At 69.0% G+C, this 1,112-nt stretch carries 1 pseudogene; it reads right to left on the bottom strand.

From position 1 onward, the window contains the following. A pseudogene (locus HC022_RS27165) lies at positions 1-1,112 on the bottom strand (ABC transporter permease); the annotation flags it as partial.

Here is a 1,112-nt window from a genome sequence, read left to right as displayed (position 1 = left end):
CCAGTATTCGAGCCGGGTGAGCCAGTCCTCGACCACGGTCATGAAGCCCGCGCCGACGACGCCCCCGGCCAGCGTCTTCACGCCGCCGAGGAAGACCACGATGAGCGCGTCGAAGCTTTCGCCGATCTCGAGCGTGGTCGGGAAGACCGAGCCTTTGGAGAAGACGAAGAGCCCGCCCGCGAGCCCCGCCATCGCGCCGGCGAGCGCGAAGGCGGCGTATTGCACGCGCTTGACGTCGATGCCGGTGGCCTCGGCCTGGCGCGGGCTGTCGCGGCCGGCGCGCAGGGCGTAGCCGAAGGGCGAGTGGATGACGTGGCGCAGGAACACGATGCCGCCGACGCCGAGCGCAAGGGTGAAGTAGTAGAAGGGCGCGGGGGCGTTCAGCCACTCGGCGGGCCAGATGTTCACCAGACCGTCGTCACCGCGGGTGACGTCGCGCCACTGGAAGGCGACGGACCAGACAAGCTGCGAGAAGGCGAGGGTGAGCATGGCGAAGTAGACGCCGGTGAGCCGGATGCAGAACCAGCCGATGGCCAGCGCCAGCAGGCCGGCGGCAAGCGGCGCGAAGAGGAAGGCAAGCTCCATCGGCGTGTCGGTGTGGTAGACCAGCAGCGCCGCGGCATAGGCGCCGCCGCCGAAGAAGGCGGCGTGGCCGAAGCTCACCAGCCCGCCGGAGCCGAGGATGAAGTGCAGCGACGCGGCGAAGAGCGCGAAGATGATCATGTCGACGATCAGCGTCATCACAAACTGTTCCGCGAAGACGGGCACGATCGCCAGTGCCGCGATCAGCGCCGCCACCAGCGCCATGCCGAGCGGGCCGTAGGGGCGGATGGGGGTCTCGGGCGCGCCGACCTGGCCGTGCTCGCCCGCCACCTCCTCGCGGCCGAGCAGGCCGTAGGGGCGGACAATGAGCACGATGGCCATGACCACGTACATCAGCACCAGCGTCGACTGGGGCAGGTAGGTGACGCCGAAGACGTTGAGCACCGAGATCAGCACCGCGGCGATGAAGGCTCCGGGCAGCGAGCCCATGCCGCCGATCACCACCACCACGAAGACCGCTCCGATGATGTTGAAGTCCATCAGCAGGTCGGCGCCGCCCTTGGGCAGCT

It is taken from the genome of Salipiger sp. HF18, from assembly GCF_011806505.1.
Taxonomy (GTDB): domain Bacteria; phylum Pseudomonadota; class Alphaproteobacteria; order Rhodobacterales; family Rhodobacteraceae; genus Salipiger; species Salipiger thiooxidans.
Note: the sequence above shows the minus strand (reverse complement) of the source record. Positions and strands in the feature narration are given on the sequence as shown.